Genomic DNA, 17,434 nt, shown 5'->3' on the forward strand with positions numbered 1-17,434 from the left:
TCACGGCAGGCGGGCGCCGTGAAGTTTTGCAGCCGGCAAACTTATAGTGCCAGCTCTATTACCATTTCTTTTAATTCTTCTTTTGAGATCGAATTACTGTGGTTGGTATCGAAGCGGTTGAAAATGGTTTCACACATGCGAATACCTTTGTCTTGCAATAACACATCGATTAATTCAACAAACTCGCTGCGGTTGATCACACCATCTTTATCTTCATCGAATACTTCAAATAATTCGTCTACCCACTGATTAAGTTCCATTAGACTTCCTTTGATGCCAGGTAAAAACTATACCTAAACTTTATCTGTTATTTTGATGATTTGGAATGACTATTTTCGATAATTCTTCCGTTAGCTGATATTTTTCAGCTTATTGCTGAATATTAGCGCAAATTGATTCGTTTTGCTCCGGGGTAAGTGTCGGGAAATCCTTCAGAGGTGTGATAACTGGTTAAATTTCTTTGTTATAAAAGTGCTCAGATCTGCTTTATTTATTCCGGGATGATAATCACAGGTTTCACAAGTGAATATTCAAGCAAGCAGTAAGATAAAGAGGTTTGCTGTAAGCGCTTTCATTTTGTCTGTTGTTTTTATAAGATAGTTTGCTTATAAAAGCACGCTATGGTGCCTTGAAGTTAAATTATGGGAGTGGAAAAGGTTATGGCGAGACGTATTATGCCTGATTGGCGGCAAATAAAATCTTTTGGTATTGGTGGTTTGCTGGTTATTGGCTTAGCCGGTAATAGCTCAGCTTTTGCCTTGGAAAAGGCTGCTGGTACTAGCGCTGCTGCTGGTTATCAGGCGTTCTTTACCCAGGAAAAGCCGGAGATAGACGGCAACTTAAATGAAGCGATTTGGCAGCAAGCCAGCTGGTATCCAATAAATTTTTTACTCTTGGGCAAGGCACCCGACAGCCGTGATTTTCAAGGCAGCTTTGCCCTGGCCTGGGATGAAAACCGCCTTTATTTGAGCGCGAAAATTACTGATGATGTCTTGATCGACAAATATGCTGATCCCCTGGTGTCTTATTGGGATGACGATACCCTGGAAATTTTTATCGATGAAGACTTTTCCGGCGGCGATCATCAATATAACCACAATGCCTTTGCCTACCATGTAGCCCTGGACAATCAGGTGGTGGATATTGGCAGCAACCGTCAAGCCCGGCTTTATAATGATCATATCACCAGCCGCTGGCGCAGGCAGGGAGAGCAGATTATCTGGGAAGCAGAGATCGCCGTTTACGGCGATAACTACCGGGATGGCAAAGCGGATAACCAGCCGGTGAAGCTGAAAAAAAACAAGCAATTGGGCTTTATGCTGGCTTATTGTGATAATGACGGCAGTATTGAGCGTGAACATTTTATCGGCTCACACCAGATCTCCGGACAGGATAAAAACCTCGGCTGGAAAACCGCAGATGTTTTTGCGCCCTTGTTATTGGTGCGCTAACGACGAGTCTAAGCAGTTTCGTTGGGCTAAATAAAACCGCCGAATAAATTTTTAGTAAAATAAAATTTAATTTTTTGTAATAAATACCGATGTTAGCAGACTAGTGTATGCAGGTATTAAAAACAAAGGATTAATAAATGTTTTACAGAGGTTTATTTGCAACGCTTTTTTTCGCGCTTGGCTGTTGTGCGGTGGCCAGTGCTGCCCCGCTTGAGCTTAAAGATTGCCACCTCGACGGCATCAAGGAAAAAGTCAAATGCGGCCAGCTACAGGTGCCGGAAAATTATGCCGAACCCGAAGGTAAAGGGATCAGCATTAATTTTGCCGTGCTGCCTGCCATAGATCAGAGCCAGAAAAAAACACCGCTGATGTTTCTGGCAGGCGGTCCGGGGCAGGCGGCGGTTGAATTGGCGGCCGGTTTAAGAAAGGTCTTTAACGAAAGCCGTAAAACCCGGGATTTGATTTTGGTGGACCAGCGCGGTACCGGCGAATCGAAACCTTTCCAGTGTGATTTGGATGAACAAAGCAATATTTATCAGTTGTTGCCGGAAGAGTTTTCCGCCAAGGATGTCAGGGAGTGCCTGTCGGGATTTGACGGCGAACTAAGCCAATACAGCTCAGAAAATGCCATCCGTGATTTTGAGGCGCTGCGCAAGGCGTTAGGGTATCAGCAGGTAAACCTTTACGGCGGCTCCTACGGCACCCGGGCGGCGCTGGTGTACATGCGCTTATTTCCCGAGGCTATTCGCAGTGTTGTCCTCGACAGTGTTGGTCCGGTAGAAATCCCAATCGGCCTGTTTGGCCAGAGTACCGCCCACTCTTTTGATTTGTTGCTGGCTAACTGTCACCAGGATAAAAGCTGTCAGCAGGCGTACCCTGACTTAAAAGCCGAATTTCACCAGGTGTTAGCGGTACTGGAGCAAAAACCGCAGTCGGTGACTATTCCCCATCCCAGATTGGGAGAGGCAACCACTTTTGTTATCAGTAAAAGCAAATTTATCGGCACGTTAACGCAGCAGCTCTATAGCACCAACACCAGGGCATTTGTGCCTTTAGTGATCCATCAGGCAGCCAAAGGCAATTATTTACCTTTAGCCGGGCTTATTGCACCCAGCGACGACAAGCAATCCCTTTACCTGGGATTACATCTCAATATTATCTGTAATGAAGACTTCCCGAAGATCACGACTGAGGCATTAACGGCTGATGCCGATAATAACTTTGGCGGCGATATTACTCACCATGCGATGTTAACGGCGTGTCCGTTATGGCCGCAATATCGACCCGGCAACACATTCTATCAGCCGGTCACTGCCGATATCCCCACCTTGATTTTATCCGGCGAGCTTGATCCGGTGACGCCGCCAAGCAATGGTGAATTTTCAGATCAAACCCTGGCCAACAGCCATCATATCGTGGTTAAGCACACCGGGCATACTGTGGCCATGTCCACCTGTGCTTCCGATATTATTAACGAATTTATGGATGTATTAACCCCGGCGAAACTTGACGAGTCTTGTCTTGAAGATATCCCGGGCGAGTCTTTTATGACCGGCTTGAACGGCAGCTTTTAAGGGCTTTTCTTGTAAAGAATTTTTAGGAAAAAAAATGATTGAAGTAAATAATTTGCATAAGAGTTTCGGGCAAGTGAAAGCCCTCGACGGTTTATCTTTTAGCGCCCGGGACGGAGAAATTACCGGTATTTTAGGGCCGAACGGCGCCGGAAAAACCACCTGTTTACGTACCCTGTACGGTTTATTAAAAGCCGATCAGGGCAGTGCCAAAATAGACGATATCGACGTCAGCCGGCAGCCGCTCCTCGCGCGCGGGCGTTTAGGCATCTTCCCGGATAAGTTTGGCCTTTATGAACGTTTAACCGCTTATGAGCAAATTGACTATTTTGCCAGTATCCATGGTTTGCAGGGCCAGGCAAAAAAACAGGCGATTGAAGAAGTGATCGCCGATCTCGATATGCAGGAGTTGGCCTACCGCAAAACCGCCGGTTTCTCCCAGGGACAAAGAATGAAAGTCACCCTGGCGCAGGCCCTGGTGCATAAGCCGCAAAATTTTGTCCTGGACGAACCTACCCGGGGACTGGATGTGATGAGCACCCGGATTTTACGCAACTACCTGGCCCGCTTTAAGGCCAAGGGGCATTGTATTTTATTTTCTTCCCATGTGATGCAGGAAGTCGCCGCCCTGTGCGACAGGGTGATCATCGTTGCCAACGGCAAACTTGCCGCGGTAGGCACCCCGGATGAATTATGTACCCTGGCGGATAAAAGCAATTTGGAAGAAGCGTTTGTGAAAATTATCGGCAGTGACGAGGGCATAGCGGCATGATCCAGTTTAATGCATTATTGAAAAAAGAACTTAAAGAAGCCTTCCGGGATAAGCGGGCGCTGATGTATGCCCTGATGATGGCTTTTATGGCGCCGGTGATGATATATGCGGTGTCTAATTCCATGATCAAAGATCTGACCGATACCCCGGCGCTTTATGTCAATATCCAGGGAGGAGAAGCGGCGCCGAAATTAATGACTTTGCTTAGGGATGAAAATATCCTGCCGTTATCCGAGGTACCCGCTGATGAACAACGTCTGTGGCAAGAGCGCAATATTGAACTGATATTGCCGGAAAGTTTTGCCGAAGATATGCGCGAAGGCAGAATGATTGACGTTATTTTACGTGCCGATTACCAGGATAAATCCTTGTTCTCACCGTTAAGACGTATCAAAGAAGTGATCCGCAGCTATTCCGCCACTATCGGCAGTCAGCGCTTGTTAGTGCGGGGCATCGATGTTCGGTTAATGCGGCCGGTAAAACTGCTGGAGCAGGATACCGCCGAGCCGACCAGTGGCCCTATGCTGATTATTCTGAGCCTGGGCATGTATTTAATGATGGCGGCTTTTGTTTCAGGTTTGTCGGTGGCGATTGACTCCAGTGCCGGCGAGCGTGAACGTAATGTTCTGGAAATGCTGCTATCCCAGCCGGTGGACACCATGAAAATCGTGTTGGCAAAACTGTCCTGTGCCAGTTTTATCGCCGTTATCGGGGTCATTTTAACCCTGGTACTCACTCATTTTGCCATAGGTTTTGTTGACTTAAGCAAGATAGGGGCAACCTTTAATCTCGATTTCATCAGCGTCAGTGCTTTATTATTGCTGCTGTTGCCGTTATGCTTTTTCGCCTCGGCGCTGCAGCTGTTTTTCGCCTTCGGGGCGAAAAGCTTTAAGGAAGCCCAGTCTACCGTGACTATGGTGGTGATGCTGCCGGCGTTTGTGCCGTTTGTTTTGTCCTTTATGAACAACAAGCCTCAGTGGCTGGATTGGACGCCGATTTCGGGGCAATCCATGCTGATTGAAGATATCTTCAAAGGTTTGCCGGTTAACTGGTCCCAGGTGGGCTTTACCACTTTGGTGACTGTGGTGCTTACTGCAGTGCTGGTAAAAGTCATGGCAGAAAAGCTTAAGTCAGAGAAAGTCGTCCTTGCATTAAGTTAACTGTGTGAAAGAAATGCAGCTAATAGAGAATAATAAGAACAGGCGCAGTTGTTAGATGTTTACTTCTTTAAAACTCAGGCCGAAATCACCGGCGGCAGTTGCTGTCGGTGACTTAAAAGCCGGTGAAGGCCAGGGCATCAGCCAGGCCTTATTTAAACAGTGGATGGCGGAGCATGAAAAAATGCTGCGCCATCTTATTTGCGGTTTTGAGGCTAAACCTGCGTTGCAGGAAGAGCTGTTTCAGGATATCGCCCTCAATATCTGGCAGGCGATGCCTAAGTTTCGACAAGATGCCGGTGTAAAAACCTTTGTCGCCCGTATTGCCCACAATATTTTAGTGACCCATGTCGCTAAATCGGTGCGCACGGTGAAAACCGAGCAGGGTGAGCAAGCCTATCATCAGCAGGAAACAAGCGATGTCACCCCGTATCAGGCGTTAGATCAAAAGCAGCGGCAGCAGCGTTTGTCTTGTGCTATCCGGCAATTAAAGCTGGAGCAAAGGCAAGTGATCACCCTGGCGCTTGAAGGCATGAGCTATCAGGAAATGGCCGATATTCTCTGTCTTTCCGTCAATCTGGTCGGGGTGCGCCTGCAGCGTGCCAAAACCGCGTTAAATCAATTATTAAAAGTGCAGGAGGGCTGAATATGACCCAGCAATCTCCCTTAAATGAACAATCCCCCTTAGACGACAGCTGGCTGGCGATTAGCCAGGACTGGCAGGAACAGCCCTATGAAAAAGCCAACCTTGATGTCCTGGTAAAGAAAACCCGGCGCCGCACCTGGTGGGCGAAATTTTTGCTGGCGGCCAACATTCTGGCAACCCTGGGCATTTTGATTGCGTTAATTGCAGGACTTTACCAGGACAACAGGCAAACCCCCACTTTGGCTTATCTGGCTTTTGGTTTTGTTTTTTCGGTGGTGTTTGTTTATTACGAAATTAAAATTCGCCGCTCGGCATGGCAGTTAACGGATGCCGGCCCGGATGAAGCCCTTAAGGCGGCCGTGTTGGGTTGTCAGTCATCGCTGCAATATGCCAGGTTAATGAAGTGGAGTTTTTACCTGCTAATTATTCCGGCGAACTGGTATGCCTATGCCATGATGCAGCTCAGAGAGACTTTTAGTTGGAAGGCTTTTGTTTTTGTCAACGGTCTGTTGGCGGTGATGTATATCTGCAGCCATATCTATCAGAAAAAGCGTGAACGGGAATTGGCCTCCCTTAATCAGGTCTCTGATAATAATTAAGTGCGACCTCTAATGTTTGAAATAAAATTCAGGTATTTTCTTTATATCTGAATTTTATTTGTTGTTTTCTCATTTTTAGTTATTTATAGTGTTTAGTCATCAACGTCAGAACTGTGCTCGTTTTCTGTGTCATTTTTTCTGATGGCGGCGCTAAAAACTTTTACCGAATAAAACATTGCCAATAGTGCTAAAACTAAGCGTTTTAATCATGTACAACCCGGCCCGGTTCAGGCAGAATATGCCGCATTTCTACACCGGGTTTAAAACCTCTGGTTTGAAGGGGCGTGATCTAAACCTGCTGCTGTAGCTACCGGCTTACTAATTGAGGAGAAAACATGCTTACTCGTGATATGAATATTGCTGATTTTGATGCTGAACTTCATCAGGCGATAACCGATGAGGTTGTACGTCAGGAAGAACACATAGAGTTAATTGCTTCTGAAAATTACTGTAGTCCCCGTGTGCTTGAAGCACAAGGTTCTCAGCTGACCAACAAATACGCCGAAGGTTACCCGGGCAAGCGTTACTATGGTGGTTGTGAGTATGTCGATAAAGCCGAGCACTTAGCGATTGAGCGCGCGAAAGAATTATTTGGCGCCACTTATGCCAATGTTCAGCCTCACGCCGGTTCCCAGGCCAATGCCGCAGTCTTCCAGGCGCTGGTAACCCCGGGCGCTAAAGTATTAGGTATGAGCCTGGCCCATGGTGGCCACTTAACGCACGGCTCTCATGTGAATTTCTCCGGTAAGCTATATGACGCCATTCAATACGGTTTAGACCCTGAAACCGGCGAAATCGATTACGCCGAAGTTGAGCGTTTAGCGCTGGAGCACAAGCCGGAAATGATCATCGGTGGTTTCTCTGCCTATTCCGGTATCGTTGACTGGGCCCGTATGCGTGAAATCGCTGACAAAATCGGTGCCTACTTCATGGTTGATATGGCTCACGTTGCCGGTTTAGTGGCTGCCGGTTTATATCCAAACCCGGTGCCTCATGCCCATGTTGTGACGACCACTACCCATAAGACCTTAGCCGGTCCTCGCGGCGGTTTGATCATTTCAGGTTGTGATGACGAAGATATTTATAAAAAGCTTAACAGCGCCGTTTTCCCTGGCGGTCAGGGCGGTCCTTTGATGCATGTTATTGCTGCCAAAGCGGTTGCCTTTAAAGAAGCATTAGCGCCTGAATTTAAAGTTTACCAGCAAAAAGTACTGGATAATGCCAAAGCCATGGTGGCGGTATTGCAGGAGCGTGGTTACAAGGTTGTTTCTAACGGCACCGAAAACCACCTGTTATTGCTTGACCTGATCGATAAAGACATCACAGGTAAAGATGCCGATGCCGCTTTAGGTCGTGCCCATATCACGGTAAACAAAAACTCGGTACCTAACGATCCGCGTTCTCCTTTTGTTACCTCTGGCTTACGTTTAGGCACGCCGGCCATTACCCGTCGCGGTTTCGGTATTGAAGAAACCAAAGCGTTGACCGGCTGGATTTGCGATATTTTAGATGATATCAGCAATGAAGAGACCATCGAGCGCGTGAAAGAGCAGGTTAAAGAGATTTGTGCCAAGTACCCGGTTTACGCATAACTTATCTAAAAGTTAATTAAAACGTCACCAAGTACGTACAATGAATATTTAAAGGCCGCATCAACATGCGGCCTTTTCTTTATCGCTTTTTCTTTGTAGTAAACAGGGCTGGTTTTAAGAATCTATGCCCCCATATAGTGATAGAGTTCACGGCTCTTGATATAATAGCCGGGATTAATACGCGGGTTTGTGAATATTGGGATACAAACTTAATGAATTAACCTTATCCCAATGAGTTTTGGAGTATATAAATGCATTGTCCATTCTGTTCGGCAAATGATACCAAAGTGATAGATTCCCGCCTGGTGTCCGATGGTCACCAGGTGCGCAGGCGCCGGGAATGCCTGGCTTGCCATGAAAGGTTTACCACCTTTGAATCAGCAGAATTGGTGATGCCGCGTATTATTAAACGCGACGGCTCCCGCGAACCCTTTAATGAAGATAAACTGCGCAACGGTCTGTTGAGATCGTTGGAGAAAAGACCGGTCAGCGTCGAGCAGATGGAGCTGGCGATCAATAAACTAAAATCCCAGCTGCGGGCGACCGGCGAACGTGAACTGTCCAGCGAAATGCTCGGCAATATTATTATGGAGCAGCTTAAGCAACTGGATAAGGTGGCTTATGTGCGTTTTGCTTCCGTGTACCGCTCTTTTGAAGATATCCGCGAATTCGGTGAAGAAATTGCGAAATTAGGTGATGAGTAACTCATGTCTGCCTCCACGTTAAAAAAGGCCGGATTAAAAGCTAAAACTGCCGGGAAACCCAGGCCGCTAGCGGCAAAGCAGGTTAAAGCCGTGAGTCCGGTTAATCATGCCGGGGATAGCTTTTCCGCGGATGATTATACCTATATGCAACGGGCCATCACTCTGGCGAAAAAAGGTCATTACACCACCTCACCCAATCCCAGGGTCGGTTGTGTCATCGTTAAAGACCGGAAAATCGTTGGTGAAGGCTATCATATTAAAGCCGGTACCGGCCACGCCGAAGTGCATGCCCTGGCTATGGCCAAAGAGCAGGCCAGAGGCGCCATAGCTTATGTGACCTTAGAGCCGTGCAGTCATTTTGGCCGCACCCCTCCCTGCGCCCAGGCTTTAATCAACTCTGGTGTTGAACAGGTAGTGGTTGCCATGGTCGATCCCAATCCCCAGGTATCCGGCAGCGGTATCAGTTTGCTGGAGCAGGCGGGCATAAAAACCAAAGTGGGTTTGCTGACAGAGCAGGCGCAGGCGTTGAACCCCGGATTTATCAAAATGATGTCTACCGGTTTGCCTTATGTCAGATGTAAGCTGGCGTCGAGTTTAGACGGCAAAACCGCCATGGCCAACGGTGAAAGTAAATGGATCACCTCACCCCAGGCCCGATCTGATGTACAGCGCTTAAGGGCACAAAGCTGCGCCATTATTACCGGCGCCGATTCGGTCTTGATGGATCAGGCGAAAATGACGGTGCGCTGGCAAGAGCTGGGGCAGCTAAAAGAGAATTATCCGCAAAATGACATCCGCCAGCCGCTGCGGGTGATCATCGACTCGCAAAACCGCATCACACCTGACTTGCCCTTATTTGATACCCCAAGTGAAGTGCTGCTGGTACGCGCTGCTATCGAAAATAACCATCAATGGCCTTCTTTTGTGCAGCAGATACAGTTACCATTAGCCGCCACGGCTTCGGGCTGTGAAAAAATAGACCTGAAACATTTGTTGCACGCCCTGGCACAGCGCGGTTTGAACGATGTCTTACTCGAATCCGGCGCCCGCCTTGCCGGTGCCTTTATCGAGCAGGACCTGGTGGATGAGCTGGTGTTATATCAGGCGCCTAAGTTAATGGGCGGCGACGGCAAAAGCCTGGTGGCCATGCCCGGGATAGAAAACCTGTCAGCGGCCAAGGCATTAGCGATTAAAGATATAGCTATGGTGGGACCGGATATCCGCATCACCGCCAAATTAGAAGAGAATAAAACATGTTTACCGGAATAATTGAAGCGACCGGCCGGTTGTCGGCGATTAATGTCAATAGCCAGGGCGCGCGCGTGGTTGTACAAAGCGGCGATTTGGATATGAGTGATGTCCGCCTGGGGGATTCAATTGCCACCAACGGCGTGTGTTTAACGGTTGTTGCTTTTGACAGCAGCAGCTTTAGCGCCGATGTTTCAACCGAAACTTTAAAACGTACCGGCTTTGTCGATTACAAGGTAGGCACAGAAGTGAACCTGGAAAAAGCCATGCTTGCCAGCACCCGTTTTGGCGGACATATGGTGTCCGGGCATGTTGACGCCCTGAGCCAGGTAATATCGATAGAGCACAAAGGCAACAGTATAGATTACTGGCTGGCGATGCCGGCGGATTTAGCTCCTTATATTGCCGAGAAGGGCTCGGTGACCATTGATGGTGTCAGCCTGACGGTAAACGGCCTGACGGCGGACAGTTTCCGCATTACCATAGTGCCCCATACCCAGCAGGAAACCATTATCAAGTCTTACCAGGCCGGTACCCGGGTGAACCTGGAAGTAGACTTGATCGCCCGTTACCTTGAGCGTTTATTGCTGGCCAGAAGCGGTGAATTAACCCCTGAGGCGACAAGCAAACCGTCCGGGGTGACCGAAGAATTACTAAAAAAATCCGGATTTCTTTCTTAACCAGGAAAGCAATACCGGGAAAATAGAATATAGCAAAACAACAACAAGCACTTAAATTATCTTATAGCTTAAAAATTAAGAGGTTGGCATGCAATTAAATACCCCGCAGGAGATTATCGACGATATTGCTCAGGGTAAAATGGTTATTTTAATGGATGATGAAGATCGCGAAAATGAAGGCGATTTCATCATGGCCGCAGAAAAAGTCACCCCGGAAGCCATTAACTTTATGGCAACCCATGGCCGTGGTTTGATTTGCATGCCGATGACACTGGAAAAATGCCGCAAGTTGAAATTGCCTTTGATGGTAGATAACAACAACGCCCAGTTCAGCACCAACTTTACCGTGTCGATTGAAGCGGCGGAAGGGGTGACCACAGGGATTTCAGCCTCAGACCGGGCGAAAACGGTACTGGCGGCTGCGGCTAAAGATGCCGATCATATGTCGATAGTACAGCCGGGGCATATCTTCCCGTTAATGGCACAAGACGGCGGCGTACTTAACCGCGCCGGTCATACCGAAGCAGGGGTTGATCTGGCGCGCATGGCTGGATTAGAGCCAAGTGCGGTGATTGTTGAGATCTTAAACGAAGACGGCACTATGGCCCGTCGTCCCGATCTGGAACTGATTGCCCAGAAACACGGTTTAAAAATGGGCACCATTGCCGATTTGATCGAACACCGCAATGCCACCGAAACCACGATAGAAAAAGTTTCTACCTGTAAATTGCCAACGGCATACGGTGACTTTGACTTAACCGTTTTCCAGGACACCATTGACGGCCAGGCCCACTTTGCCCTGACCAAAGGAGAAATTAAGGCGGACGAACCGACTTTAGTACGTGTTCATCTGGAAAATACCTTCCGCGATTTGCTCTTTAGCCAGCGCGAAAGCGTCGCCAAGTGGCCCATCGCTCATGCCATGGAAAAAATTGGTAAAGAGGGCGGGGTGCTGGTGCTGCTAGGTAAGCATGAATCGCCGCTGGAGCTGATTGCCCAGACGCAGAAATATGCCAAGCAGGATGCCGGTGAGGTGGTTAAAGAAGTACAGCGCCATGTTGGCTCCCGTAATGTCGGGGTTGGCTCGCAAATCTTGTCTAGCTTAGGGGTCAGTAAAATGCGCCTGCTGAGCTCGCAAACCAAATATCACTCCCTGTCTGGTTTTGGCCTGGAAGTGGTGGAATATATTCCGGAATAAACTTATCTGTCACTCATAGTTTATTCGATATTACGTCGTTTATACGCTCTTAAATAAGAGTCCGTAAACGACGTTTTTATTTCTTTGCTGCAAACCTCTTGCTTATTACATTTTACTTTTACCTTCCTTTTGACCCTCAGATAATGGAAAAATTAATGAAACAGATCCTATCTATATTGGTAATACTTGTGCTTTCCGGCTGTGTTTCTACCGCTGAAAAGATGAAGAGCATAGTTGAAAATATTCCGGAACAAGAACGAGCCTATGTTTTAGGTAAATTTAGTATTCAATGCAGGCCGTCGGGGAATGACTGTGACCAGGTCTTCAATTCATTGTCTTTGTTTTATCGGGAGACTAAGGGGAAGGACTTCCCCGGCACACTAAACTCAACATCCGGTGCTATGTTTGGCAAAGACACCACCTTTGATTTTATCAGCCCTGAAGATCAGGAAAAGGGCTTTTATTTTTGTCAGGCTGTACCGGCAAGTGAATACGCTTTTTATACTTACCGTTATTATAACTTTGCCAATGGTGGAAGTGGTTATTCGTTAAATAAAGAAGGTTTTTTTGATTTGCCTTTTACTGCAAACTCAAAACAGCTAACGCTGCTCGGCGAACTTAAATTAACAACCAATAAGGGAGAAAACTTATTCGGGATGGATATTTACGGGCCGGGGCAAGTCATAATGAAAAAAATCTCGGATAAAGAAACTGCGTTGGCTGTTAAAAAGTGCCCTTCATCTGTAAGGGATTTCAAGCTGGTTGTTACTGATTTTAAAGCTAATGATCACCCACTTATTATCAGGCATAGCGATTAAGCGGCATATATTGCCACAATTTACCTGGATACAGCGCTATTAGCTGCAGGATTGTAAATAAAGCGTCGTTAATATGCTCTCATGCTGGGAGTTTATTGCGGCGTTTTTCTTTTTCTGCTTTTAAAACTTACCTTTGAAAATCTGTTATTTTTTGTGGGTAACAACACTATAAATCTTGCCTTAATTTAATGGCAAAAAAGTCTGTTTTACTGTCGATTTAACCAGCCTTTTAAGCTTTAATTAAAGGTGCAACCCACCCCAAAAGGAGCTCGCCTATCTCAGTATTTCTCATCTATTTATGGTTATAAACCAGTTGTAATTTAAGTCGCAACCCCTGAGTGCGGAAACACCCAGAGGTCGCTAACCACAACGAACTTCGAAGGAGTACGTCATGGCTGAATATCATCATACGTCAGAGTTTTGCCTGGCAAAAGTAAAATATCCCATTTATCGGCAACTTACCGTGCTGGAAACTGTTTGTGAAACGGCAGTGAAAGTGCGCGGCATCGGTATTAACTACCAACCTGTTAATCTTGAACCTTGCCTTGTGCTTCGGGGAAAGTGGCTACGGGTGGCTGGTTTTCAAGTGGGGCAAAAGGTACAGCTTGTGGTCAACCCAGGGGAGGTGTTTATCACCCCTAAGCATATCACTTCTGAACAAGTCATTGCTAAGCAAACTGACTTGACACCGTCTGGTGAAAGGGATGAAGCAGGGCAGGCGAAAGGCTAGCTTTTAACGTAATTGAAAGCTTTGAAACAAGGGGATTAAGCTACTGTCTCTAAAGCAGATGCAGTAGCTTTTTTATGTTTTCTCGATATACCCGGGTTGTTAAAAATAGTGATGACATATTATCGTTTTTTCTTCAAAGAGGGGTTGTGTTTTTATACAGGTTGTTCGGGAGTTCAAAAAACTTTGCTAGACGGGAAAATACCGTATTTTACTATTTTCTTATTATGTTAACTATACGTAAAGAATTTGATATTGTTAGTGTTTCTAGTTATTTTACTCCTTTTAATATTGTATAGACGGCAAAAACCTGTGTTTAAACACGGTATTTTCCCGCCTGTTAAGCTGTTGAACTAAACCGCTTCCCTCCCCGCGAAGCGGTTTAGTTCAACAATTAAGCATTTATCTGTCATGCAGAGACAACAGATAAATGCTTAATTGTTATATTTTCAACCCAATAGGAGAAGTGCAACAATCATGAGTAGAGTTAAAGTTATTCGCAAAGGTAACGGCGATGCGTTTAAAGATAAACAAGGTCGCTATGTTTTTGTTAAAGATGGAGTCCACTTTGCACTTTCTCATGATCATATGGAGCAACTAGTTCATTTAGTTCATGGTTTAAATGACGGCTCTTTATTAAATATTGACCCATCATCACCTGATATGGCCAAAGGCGATTAAAAAATATAATAAGCGCAATCACGCGGAGCAATTCTCCGCTGCGCTCCAAATTGCCCGGTGTTGCGGGCGTTAACCTTCTCTGATGAAACTGGGAGTATCGATGAAAGATTGTTATGGTCAGCATGGTTGGAAACAATTTCACCGAAATAGAAAAGATATATTAGACGAGTTTGACAAAATTTATGAACAACAAGCCAACCGACCGGTTAAAACCGCTCATGGAGATGGTGTAGAGGCATACTTAAGAAAATGGTTGAGTGAATTCTTACCTAAAAAGTATGCGGTTACATCAGGTTATATAATTCCTAATCTTTATGATGATTCTAAGACTTTATATCACTACGACATCATTATATATCAAGTTCTTGAAGCTCCAATATTATGGACCGAAGGGAATTACGATAATAGCCAACAAGGTAAGTATTTAGCGATCCCTGCAAAATATGTAGTTGCTGTGTACGAAGTAAAATCCAGGCTAACAAAAAAGTCTGTTATAGACTCGATTGAAAAGCTTAAAGAAGTAAATTCTTTTAAAGAACAACTTCCAGAGACATATCATAGTGGGGTCATTTATGTTGATCTTAAAGAGTCTGAGGTTAATAAAAAAATACTTATAAAGGATTTATATAAAGGAGTTGAAGCTCATGGCTTTATTGGTGGAATGGTACTCAGATATGAGTCTGACGAGACATCTACAGGGATTATTTCATTACATTCAATAGAAGCCCCAGACTCCGAAGAGAACTTACTCCCTTTGGCAAAAAAAATAGATGATCTAGATATTTATTTAACTGAAAATGGAAATGCTAAATTAGCAGAGAGTGGAGGTGGAGCAACTTTTGTTTATACTGGCGAATATTGGGCTGTGTCAAAAAGTTATGGTGTCAGTTACACAAGTAACAATTTGATTCTAGATCTCTCGTGGTCTAGAAGTGGATTTTCTCAGTTCTGTATCCGTATCATAAATTTATTAGACGGTAATCATGACCCGAAAAAGCAAATAAACTTTGGACAAATATTTGATAAACTCCCTTTAAAAGAAGCCTGTGTACAAGGAAGTATTTGGAACCCAAACAAACCATTTTTACGCCTTAATGTTAAAGCAAACAACCAAGATGAGTTACCCACCATTGCCTACAACGATGATAACGAAGCTCAAATAAATTTTACTGTCTCGTTAGAAAATGTGGGGAATTTCCCATTGACTGTGTCTGATGACGGATTCAAGTCGACAGTTGAACTAATCGCAAAAGGGAAAGCTGAAAAAGTAATTTCGGTTAAAGCAACGATTAAAGAGAAAGGGTCTATCGAAGATTTCCGGAAAGAAGTTGAGTCTGGAAAGTTAATAATTCCCTATCGTGTGGTGTACCACAAGCAAGGGGATGACCAAGAGTTCATTCAAGTTAAGCAAAATGTAAAAGTAAAAATTGCAAGTGTTGAGTGTGTTAGCTAAGAAGGTTAACAAGGCATTCAAACGCAACTAAAACAGTGGGTTACGTTTCACTTCGCTACACATTTTAACCCACTATTTTAGTCCACTTAATGCGGCGTTATATCTCTTCTGAGATCGCTGAATAATTCATTTCAAAGGAAGAATTGTGGAAAGAGTAGTTAAAACAAGTGATGTTTTTAAAACCTCAAGAGGACTTCCTCTAAATTACGTAACAAGAAGTCATACTGATCAACGCTTTATTGATTCTTTGACCGAGGACTCACACTTAGTCATTCATGGTAGTTCTAAGCAAGGAAAAACATCTCTGCGAAAATCTAACCTTCAAGAAGAAGATTATATAGATCTGACGTGCTCAAATAATTGGGACTTGCAAGAGTTGCACATATCCATTTTGAAAGAAGCGGGATATGCAATTACAGTATCAGAATCAAAAACTATTAAAGGTAAAAGCAAGATACGTTTAAAGTTTGAACTTCCCTTTATTGGAGGCGGAACCGGAGATGTTGCTTATGAGAAAGCCAAGCAAGTAAATAAGAAAAATCTTGAATTAGATCCAAGTGATGTCAATGATGTAATTCGTGCATTAAACGAGGTAGGTTTTGATAAATATGTTGTCATAGAGGATTTTCATTATTTACCAGAAGAAACACAAGTTGACTTTGCTGTTGCCTTGAAAGCATTTCATGAAGCATCTGATATTTGCTTCATTATTGTTGGGGTTTGGCTCGAAGAGGATAGGTTAACAGTACATAATGGTGACTTAACTGGCCGTGTAATTTCAATTAATGCAGACCTATGGACTCCAGAAGATCTAGATAAGCTGTTTTACAACAGTGAATCATTATTAAATATAAGCTTTTCAGATACCTTCAAGACTAATGTTAAGATAAATTGTAACGGTAGTGTGTTTTTAGTACAGCAATTGTGTCATAAAGCTTGTAAAGCTTTAGATATAAGCAGTACATGTAAATCGACTATTACTGTTGGTAATGACTTTGATATTAAAAGTGAAATTAAGACAATATTAGATAGCCAAAATTCACGATATTTGAAGTTTATTACCGAGTTTAGTGCGGGCTTTGATCAGACTGAGTTGGAGCTATACAAGTGGATATTGTTTGCGATTATCACTGTTGAGATTAGTGTTTTAGAAAAAGGATTTGCTGCGGCTGCCATTAGGCGAACAATAGAGACTAAGCATCCCCAAAAATCGAATGTTAGCCATAAAAAGTTAGTACAAGCTTTACGAAAATCAGTTGACCTACAGGTTAAAAGTAGAATACAGCCTATAGTTTTTGAATTTGATGCCAATACGACGAGGGTTAAGGTAGTAGATCGTTCGTTTATTTTATGGTTATCTCACCAAAAGAAAGAAGAATTATATGAATACGCTGATTTAACTGATGAATTACGTACAGAAATAGTAACCGAGATATAACAAGGCCTTAAAGTCGGATTCGTAACAGTTGGCTCGTTTCCGCTTCGCTACACATTTTAGCCAACTGCCACTCACCGCATAAGGCGGCGTTATATGTAATGCTTAAAGAATGAGAAGGGTTCTATGTTTCATAAAATGATTATAGCCATCGCATTATTCGGTAGTGCTCAGGCTCTATCTCAGCCGACATCTCCGCAATATCTTCAATTAAAAGACCGTCTGGATCGCCCTAGTGATGGTTACTGTTTAGATGTGGTAGGCAGTGGAAAACATATCCGACTGGATATGCCGCTTACTGCACACAATTGCAAAGGGCCTCAAGTGTACGCAGACGAAGTCGTCCAATACAGAAGTGATCAAAGCTTGTATTTCCCTGCCTATGACGGCTGTGTCACTGCAATGGGAATAAACGATAAGGCTTTATCCGGTAACGCACTGATGCTTAAGCCTTGTGGTGTCGAACAACCGTTTTTGAATGCAAAGAAATTTCAAAAATTTGAATTTAATACTAAGGGACAAGTTAAGCTCGTTGGCAGTCAACTTTGTTTAGTGTCAGGAGCTGAATCACACACAACATACAGCCTGGCTCATAGGTGGAGAAGTCTATTTTTACTACCTTGTGCAGAGGCTAAAATTGAACATAGTGTCTGGAGTCTTGTGCCTGCTGGCTATAACAAGTAATGCATATGCTCACTATAG

At 44.7% G+C, this 17,434-nt stretch carries 18 protein-coding genes; 17 read left to right on the top strand and 1 reads right to left on the bottom strand.

Going from position 1 to position 17,434, the window contains the following annotated elements:
* Positions 1 to 41: 41 nt before the first annotated feature.
* Positions 42 to 260 carry an EF-hand domain-containing protein gene (locus SG35_RS05510; RefSeq protein ID WP_044833633.1) on the bottom strand — a complete coding sequence of 73 codons (219 nt, stop codon included), beginning with the start codon at positions 258 to 260 and terminating at the stop codon, positions 42 to 44.
* A 399-nt stretch (positions 261 to 659) separates the two neighbouring features.
* Here SG35_RS05510 and SG35_RS05515 point away from each other — a divergent pair, with 399 nt between their 5' ends.
* The 17 genes from SG35_RS05515 to SG35_RS05595 all read left to right on the top strand — a co-directional run bounded on the left by SG35_RS05515 (position 660) and on the right by SG35_RS05595 (position 17,416).
* Positions 660 to 1,451 carry a CBM9 family sugar-binding protein gene (locus tag SG35_RS05515; protein WP_236702619.1) on the top strand — a complete coding sequence of 264 codons (792 nt, stop codon included), beginning with the start codon at positions 660 to 662 and terminating at the stop codon, positions 1,449 to 1,451.
* Between the two features lie 137 nt (positions 1,452 to 1,588).
* Complete coding sequence (locus SG35_RS05520) at positions 1,589 to 3,025, top strand: alpha/beta hydrolase (protein ID WP_044833634.1); 1,437 nt, start codon at positions 1,589 to 1,591, stop codon at positions 3,023 to 3,025.
* Positions 3,026 to 3,059: 34 nt separating this feature from the next.
* Positions 3,060 to 3,794 (top strand): ABC transporter ATP-binding protein, encoded by a 735-nt coding sequence (locus tag SG35_RS05525; protein WP_044833635.1) that lies wholly within the window; start codon positions 3,060 to 3,062, stop codon positions 3,792 to 3,794.
* On the top strand, positions 3,791 to 4,954 hold the full coding sequence (locus SG35_RS05530) for an ABC transporter permease (RefSeq protein WP_044833636.1): 1,164 nt from the start codon (positions 3,791 to 3,793) through the stop codon (positions 4,952 to 4,954). Before SG35_RS05525 ends, SG35_RS05530 begins: the two co-directional genes overlap by 4 nt.
* 55 nt (positions 4,955 to 5,009) lie before the next feature.
* The gene (locus SG35_RS05535; RefSeq protein WP_084692803.1) at positions 5,010 to 5,597 is read left to right on the top strand and encodes an RNA polymerase sigma factor; all 588 of its coding nucleotides are present in this window, start codon (positions 5,010 to 5,012) and stop codon (positions 5,595 to 5,597) included.
* 2 nt (positions 5,598 to 5,599) lie between these two features.
* Positions 5,600 to 6,196 (top strand): hypothetical protein, encoded by a 597-nt coding sequence (locus tag SG35_RS05540; RefSeq protein WP_053043131.1) that lies wholly within the window; start codon positions 5,600 to 5,602, stop codon positions 6,194 to 6,196.
* A gap of 335 nt (positions 6,197 to 6,531) precedes the next feature.
* Positions 6,532 to 7,788, top strand: coding sequence for a serine hydroxymethyltransferase (glyA, locus tag SG35_RS05545; RefSeq protein WP_044833638.1), 1,257 nt, complete (start codon positions 6,532 to 6,534; stop codon positions 7,786 to 7,788).
* Between the two features lie 251 nt (positions 7,789 to 8,039).
* Positions 8,040 to 8,492: a transcriptional regulator NrdR gene (nrdR, locus tag SG35_RS05550; RefSeq protein WP_044833639.1), complete on the top strand. Its 453-nt coding sequence runs from the start codon at positions 8,040 to 8,042 to the stop codon at positions 8,490 to 8,492.
* A gap of 3 nt (positions 8,493 to 8,495) precedes the next feature.
* On the top strand, positions 8,496 to 9,761 hold the full coding sequence (gene ribD, locus SG35_RS05555; RefSeq protein ID WP_420794553.1) for a bifunctional diaminohydroxyphosphoribosylaminopyrimidine deaminase/5-amino-6-(5-phosphoribosylamino)uracil reductase RibD: 1,266 nt from the start codon (positions 8,496 to 8,498) through the stop codon (positions 9,759 to 9,761).
* Positions 9,746 to 10,420: a riboflavin synthase gene (locus SG35_RS05560; protein ID WP_044833640.1), complete on the top strand. Its 675-nt coding sequence runs from the start codon at positions 9,746 to 9,748 to the stop codon at positions 10,418 to 10,420. Before ribD ends, SG35_RS05560 begins: the two co-directional genes overlap by 16 nt.
* Before the next feature lie 88 nt (positions 10,421 to 10,508).
* The gene (ribBA, locus tag SG35_RS05565; protein WP_044833641.1) at positions 10,509 to 11,618 is read left to right on the top strand and encodes a bifunctional 3,4-dihydroxy-2-butanone-4-phosphate synthase/GTP cyclohydrolase II; all 1,110 of its coding nucleotides are present in this window, start codon (positions 10,509 to 10,511) and stop codon (positions 11,616 to 11,618) included.
* Positions 11,619 to 11,773: 155 nt separating this feature from the next.
* Positions 11,774 to 12,436: a hypothetical protein gene (locus tag SG35_RS05570; protein ID WP_152646669.1), complete on the top strand. Its 663-nt coding sequence runs from the start codon at positions 11,774 to 11,776 to the stop codon at positions 12,434 to 12,436.
* A gap of 391 nt (positions 12,437 to 12,827) precedes the next feature.
* Positions 12,828 to 13,166, top strand: a complete 339-nt coding sequence (locus SG35_RS05575; RefSeq protein ID WP_274055346.1) for a SymE family type I addiction module toxin — start codon at positions 12,828 to 12,830, stop codon at positions 13,164 to 13,166.
* Positions 13,167 to 13,640: 474 nt separating this feature from the next.
* Positions 13,641 to 13,844 (top strand): hypothetical protein, encoded by a 204-nt coding sequence (locus SG35_RS05580; protein ID WP_044833178.1) that lies wholly within the window; start codon positions 13,641 to 13,643, stop codon positions 13,842 to 13,844.
* 100 nt (positions 13,845 to 13,944) lie between these two features.
* On the top strand, positions 13,945 to 15,297 hold the full coding sequence (locus tag SG35_RS05585; RefSeq protein ID WP_044833177.1) for a DUF6602 domain-containing protein: 1,353 nt from the start codon (positions 13,945 to 13,947) through the stop codon (positions 15,295 to 15,297).
* A gap of 145 nt (positions 15,298 to 15,442) precedes the next feature.
* Positions 15,443 to 16,735, top strand: coding sequence for a hypothetical protein (locus tag SG35_RS05590; RefSeq protein WP_053043070.1), 1,293 nt, complete (start codon positions 15,443 to 15,445; stop codon positions 16,733 to 16,735).
* Between the two features lie 123 nt (positions 16,736 to 16,858).
* Positions 16,859 to 17,416, top strand: a complete 558-nt coding sequence (locus tag SG35_RS05595; RefSeq protein WP_053043069.1) for an RICIN domain-containing protein — start codon at positions 16,859 to 16,861, stop codon at positions 17,414 to 17,416.
* Positions 17,417 to 17,434 lie beyond the last annotated feature (18 nt).

The organism is Thalassomonas actiniarum (genome assembly GCF_000948975.2).
Lineage (GTDB): Bacteria > Pseudomonadota > Gammaproteobacteria > Enterobacterales > Alteromonadaceae > Thalassomonas > Thalassomonas actiniarum.